The organism is Protofrankia sp. CiP1_Cm_nod2, from assembly GCF_920664355.1.
Lineage (GTDB): Bacteria > Actinomycetota > Actinomycetes > Frankiales > Frankiaceae > Protofrankia.
The window spans coordinates 13,407-18,464 of the sequence record NZ_CAKKTL010000007.1 but is presented as its reverse complement, the minus strand read 5'-3'; the positions used below and the strand labels follow the sequence as shown (position 1 = coordinate 18,464).

The following is a 5,058-nucleotide window of genomic DNA, read 5'->3' as shown; positions in this document are numbered from 1 at the left end:
CTGGCCCGCGGGGAGTGCACCGGCGTAGATGTTGCGGGCACCGGCGCGCCGGGCGATGTCGGTGTAGACGCCGTCGTAGGTGTAGATCGAGCCGTTGTAGGTGCTGATCATCGCGACGGGTACGGGTGGCTGGCCGTCGACTTTCGCCGTCACCGCGGCGAGGCGGGTGTCGATGTCGGAGCTCAGCTGGGCCGCCTTCTCCTCCACGCCGAAGATGCGGCCCAGGGTGTTCAGGTCGGTGGTGACGTCGGTGACCTTCGCCCTGGTCGCGTCGTCGGTGCAGAAGCCGCTGAGGATCAGGACCGGGGTTCCTCGGGCGGTGAGGTCGTCGAGGGTGGGCAGCTGCTGGCCGTCGAAGAGGTACGAGCCGTCCGCCCAGATCAGGTCGGGACGCGCGGCGAGGAGTTGTTCCCGTGTCGGCGCGCTCTCGCTGAGGACGGGGATGGCGGTGACAGCCGCGGCGTAGGCGGGCTCGGGGCTGCCGTTGCTGGTGTTGTACTGGCCCACGATCTTCTCCCCGAGTCCGAGCGCCGCGAGAAGATCGGTGTTGGTGGGCCACCCGGAGATGACCCTGGTGGGCGCCCGGTCGAACCGCAGGGTGCGTCCGCAGTTGTTCACGCTGACCGGATAGCCGGCCTGGCTGCCGACGGCACCGGGCTGCTGTCCAGCCGGCGTCGAGGACGGCGCGGAGGAGTCGCCACAGGCGGTGGATGCCATGGCGGTGGCCAGGAGGGCCAGACCGAACGCGAGCGCCGTTCTCGGGGCGCGGCGGGTGATCATATGGTTCCTTCCAGGGAGAAGGTCGCGCTGTCAGGTGCCGGTGCTGGCGGGGTGGACGGCTCCCGTGGTGGTGGCAGCGGCTGCTGGACGAGCGGCTGCCGGGTGGCGGGCGGTGGCGGTTGGCCACCGGTCAGCGAGGTGAACGCGAAGTGCGGCCGTCCGGTGAGCGGATGGGTTCCGCGGTGGGCGTGCACCCCGAAGACCGTGCGCAGCAGGTCGGGAGTGAGGACTTCGGTGGGGGTGCCCGCGGCGACGACCCGGCCATCGGCCATGACGTGGACCACGTCGCAGTACGCGGCGGCGAGGTCGAGGTCGTGCAGTGCGGCGAGGACGGTGATCCCCAGCGAGTGAATCAGGTCGAGCAGGTCGAGCCGCGACCCGATGTCGAGGTGATTGGTGGGTTCGTCGAGCACGAGCAGGCGGGGCTGCTGGGCCAGTGCCCGGGCCAGCAGGACCCGTTGCTTCTCCCCGCCGGACAGCGAGGTGAACGGTCGCTGTGCCTTCTCGGCCATCCGTACGGTGCGCAACGCCTCGTCGATGATCTTTTTGTCGCCCGGGGAGGTGGGGCTCCAGGCGTTCTGGTGCGGGAGGCGGCCGGTGCTGACCACGTCGCGCACCGACAGAGCGACGTCGCCACCGTGTTCCTGCGCGAGTGCGCCCACCTGTCGGGCGGCGGCCCGCGGTCCCAGGTCTCGGTGCAGGTCGCGGCCGTCGAGCAGCACCGTTCCGGAATGCGGTCGCAGGGCGTGGTAGACGGTCTTGAGCGCGGTGGACTTGCCGCTGCCGTTCGGTCCGAGTAGCCCGACGAAGGTCCCGGGAGCGCAGTCGACGGTCAGGTCCCGCACGATCGCGGCCCGGTCGATACGGACCTCGACGCGTTCGATGCGCAGTCCGGTCACGAGGTGCCTCCGGGGTTGCCGCGCCGCAGCAGGACAAGGAAGAACGGAACGCCGGCGACAGCGGTGACGATGGTCAGCGGCAGTTCGAGCGGTTGGGTCACCGTCCGCGCGGCGAGGTCTGCCAGCACGAGGAAGTTGCCGCCGAGCAGGGCGGTCAGCGGCAGCAGTCGGCGGTGGTCGGCGCCCACCAGCAGGCGGACACAGTGCGGGGCGATCAGGCCGACGAACTGCACCCCGCCGGCGACCGCGATGACGGTTCCGGTGAGCAGCGCGGCGATGACGAGCAGCTCGGTGCGCAGCGCGCTGACCGCGACCCCGGCGGAGGCGGCCATGTCGTCGCCGAGGAGCAGCGCGTTGAGGGTCCGTCCGCGCAGGATGAGCCAGCAGGTGCACACCGTGACGATGGCGGCGGGCGGGCCCAGCTTGTGCCAGTCGGCGCCGGACACCATCCCGAGCAGCCAGAACAGGAGGTGCGCGAGCTGATTACTGGACACGCGCAGCTGTAGGAAGCTGGTCGCGGCCTGCAGCAGGTACCCGAGAGCGACGCCGGCCAGCAGAAGTCGGGTCGGTTCGACACGCCCCGCCCGCCGGCCCAGCACGAGCACCGCGCCCAGGGTGAGGACGGCGCCGGCGAAGGCGGCGCCGGACACGCCCAATGTGGACAGCCAGCCGGCGGCACCGGATCCGCCGGCGCCGGCGAGCGTGAGCACCGCGGCGGCACCGAGGGACGCCCCCGACGAGACGCCGAGGACGTAGGGGTCGGCCAGCGGGTTGCGCACGACCACCTGCAGCGTGGCGCCGGCGACCGCGAGTCCCGCACCGACGACGAAGGCGAGCAGGACCCGCGGGGTGCGAACCTGCCAGATGATCTCGTCGTCGGCTCCGGGCCGGCTGTCCACACCGAAGGCGGGCCCGACGACGTGGGCGACGACGCTCGACCAGACCTCACGCAGCGGAAGCCGGACCGCGCCCACACTGATCGCGACCGCGAGGATCAGGGGTGTCGCGACGATCAGGACCGAGAGGACGAGCCTGAACCGGGTCTGTTCGGAGACCGCCGCGCGGGGGGCTGGGTGTGCGGGCGACGAGGCGACCGCGCTGTTGGCGTACAGAGCCTCTCCCAACAAGAACGATTTTGATCACAAGGAGAGGACCTCCGACGTGCGGCAGCGAGTCGGAGTCCTCGCAGGCCAGGGCCGGTCGAGCAGAGCGGCTGGTCCACGCGGGTGGAGTTCGAGGAGTTGGGCGGAGTCCGATCGGCGCTCAGTGCGGCAGGGGCGTTGCCGGCAGGGATGCCGTCCGGGGCAGGGACCGGGCGGCGGGTAGCCGCTGGCCGCCGAGGAGGGGCATCCCGATCGGGGCGTTGCAGTACAGGCCGGGAACGATCACCCGGGTGACGTGCAGCCCGGCGCGGTGGACGTCCGCGGTGGTGACGTCCACCGCCACGGCCCGATGCCCGCGAGAGGCGAGCCGGTCGACGAGGACCGACAGCCGCCGGTCCGGGGTCGGCGTGGCCGGCGGGGCGAGATCCGCCAGGCTGGTCTCCCCGGTGACGGCGTCCGCGAGCTCGCGGTGGAACTCCGCGCGCACGGCCGGGTCGAGGTGCAGTTGAAGATGGCAGCCGTAGTCGACGACGTCGGAGAGGTCCCGGCGATAGGACTTCCGGTAGGCACGGTCGGCCCGCCACGCTTTGAGCGGGCTGGTCGGGCTGGTCGCCATCCGGGCGTAGGAACCGGTCGGGTCGTCGTAGTCCGCGACGAACAACTGCAGCTGCAACGCTTCGCCGTATGCCTTCATCGCCGCGTCGAGGGGATCGTGGTGCACTCCCATGCCGAGCGTGAGGTAGCCGGTGTGCCTGTCCGCGACGAGCGCGCCGATGACCGGCTCGGAGAACTCGTCGTCGAAGACGAGGAAACGCACGTCGAGGACACCCCGCGGGCCCTGGCAGAAGTCACGTAGCCATCGGGGTGGGACGGCCTGGCGTAGCCCACGCCCGCCGTACCAGGACAGCGTCATGGCGTCGCGTTCGATCACTTCCAGCAACGCCCCGGTCTCGGCCGACAGCCGGTCGGCGCCCGCGGCGAGACCGGCCTGCATGACCGGGTTGGTCCGGGGCACCTGGTTGCCGGCCGACGGCGCGTTCCACGAGACCCAGACCAGCGAGGCGGGAACGAGAACCGGGGCACCGGTACGCAGGTCGCGACCGTGAGCCCACTGCTGGACGAGGTCCGTGGTCATCGGGACCAGGGGGAATCCCGGGGTCTCGTACTGCGCCCGCGCATAGAGCGCGAGACTGCCCGGATCGACGGCGTCGACCCCCGCGTCGGCCAGTTCGGCGTGGCTGGCGCTGATCAGCCCAGGTGGAACGAGGTTGCCGCAGTACCGCTCAGCGGCCTCGCCCAGCGCCGCCGCGACGGTGCGCCGTGGGTCGGCGAAACCGTACCCCGCGCCGGTGGCGTCCGCCGGCCACGGCCCGAACCGGGTCGTGTCACACAACCATGCGTGGGTCAGTGCGAACGACGGGGGAAACCACGACGGCACGGCGCGTGGCACCAGGCGACGCACGATTCCGGTTCTTCCGTCGACGAGCCGGGGATAAGGGACACCGTCCGTTGTCGCGTCAGGAACGGCCCCCGTAGCGGTGCTCATTTCCGTCGCCATCTCTCGCTGTCTCGTCGTTTCGTCATTTCTCGCCGTTTCGCCACTTCTCGCCGTCTCGTCGTTTCTTGCGGTCTCGTCGTTTCTTGCAGTCCCGCAATCACGCGCGGAACCGTCAGGCCAGCGGTAGGGGTTGGTTCACCAGGTCGTCCTGGGTCAGCGGCGCCGTGCTCCAGCCCATGGCGACGGGCACGTCGTAGAGCCGGCGCCCACCGCGCAGCGGATAGGCCGGCGGCCCGTTGCCGACCAGTCCGGGAACGACGACACGAACCACGCGCAGCCCGGTACGCGCGACGTCCGGCGTGGTGAGATCGACGGCCACGGCATGCAGTCCGGCCATGCTCAGGTGTTCGAGGTAGGCGGCGTGGGGGCTCGCAGCCTTTACCGGACAGATTGCGTCAAGCGCGATGCTGGTCTGCGGGCACAGCCGATCCCAGGCGCCTCGCTGAAGGGCCGGGTCGAGGTAGAGCTGCGCGATCGCCGGAAGGTCCACCAGCTCCCGGTAGTCCGCGCTCACCGACGCCCCGTAGCGGCGGTCGGCGCGAAACGGCAGGAAGACATGCTCTTCGATGTCGCCCGCCGCGACCGCCCGCCACACATCGCTGTCGGGGGCCGCGAGCTGCCGGGTCAGCGTGAGCAGTTGCAGGGACTCCACCAGCGCTTTCACCGCGGCGGCGGACGGATCGGCGCGGCAGGCGCTGCCGAACGCGATGATGCCGTC

The 5,058-nt window shown here is 71.1% G+C and carries 5 protein-coding genes; all 5 read right to left on the bottom strand.

What is annotated here, in order from left to right; genetic code table 11:
• Positions 1-780, bottom strand: a 780-nt coding sequence (locus tag NBW84_RS01530; protein WP_250280988.1) for an ABC transporter substrate-binding protein, incomplete at its 3' end; no start/stop codon positions are given.
• Positions 777-1,679 carry an ABC transporter ATP-binding protein gene (locus NBW84_RS01525; RefSeq protein ID WP_250280987.1) on the bottom strand — a complete coding sequence of 301 codons (903 nt, stop codon included), beginning with the start codon at positions 1,677-1,679 and terminating at the stop codon, positions 777-779. The genes NBW84_RS01525 and NBW84_RS01530, both read right to left, overlap by 4 nt.
• Positions 1,676-2,803 (bottom strand): iron ABC transporter permease, encoded by a 1,128-nt coding sequence (locus NBW84_RS01520; RefSeq protein ID WP_250289659.1) that lies wholly within the window; start codon positions 2,801-2,803, stop codon positions 1,676-1,678. Before NBW84_RS01520 ends, NBW84_RS01525 begins: the two co-directional genes overlap by 4 nt.
• A gap of 139 nt (positions 2,804-2,942) precedes the next feature.
• Positions 2,943-4,328 carry a YcaO-like family protein gene (locus NBW84_RS01515; RefSeq protein ID WP_250280984.1) on the bottom strand — a complete coding sequence of 462 codons (1,386 nt, stop codon included), beginning with the start codon at positions 4,326-4,328 and terminating at the stop codon, positions 2,943-2,945.
• A 124-nt stretch (positions 4,329-4,452) separates the two neighbouring features.
• Positions 4,453-5,058, bottom strand: a 606-nt coding sequence (locus tag NBW84_RS01510) for a YcaO-like family protein (protein ID WP_250280982.1), incomplete at its 5' end; no start/stop codon positions are given.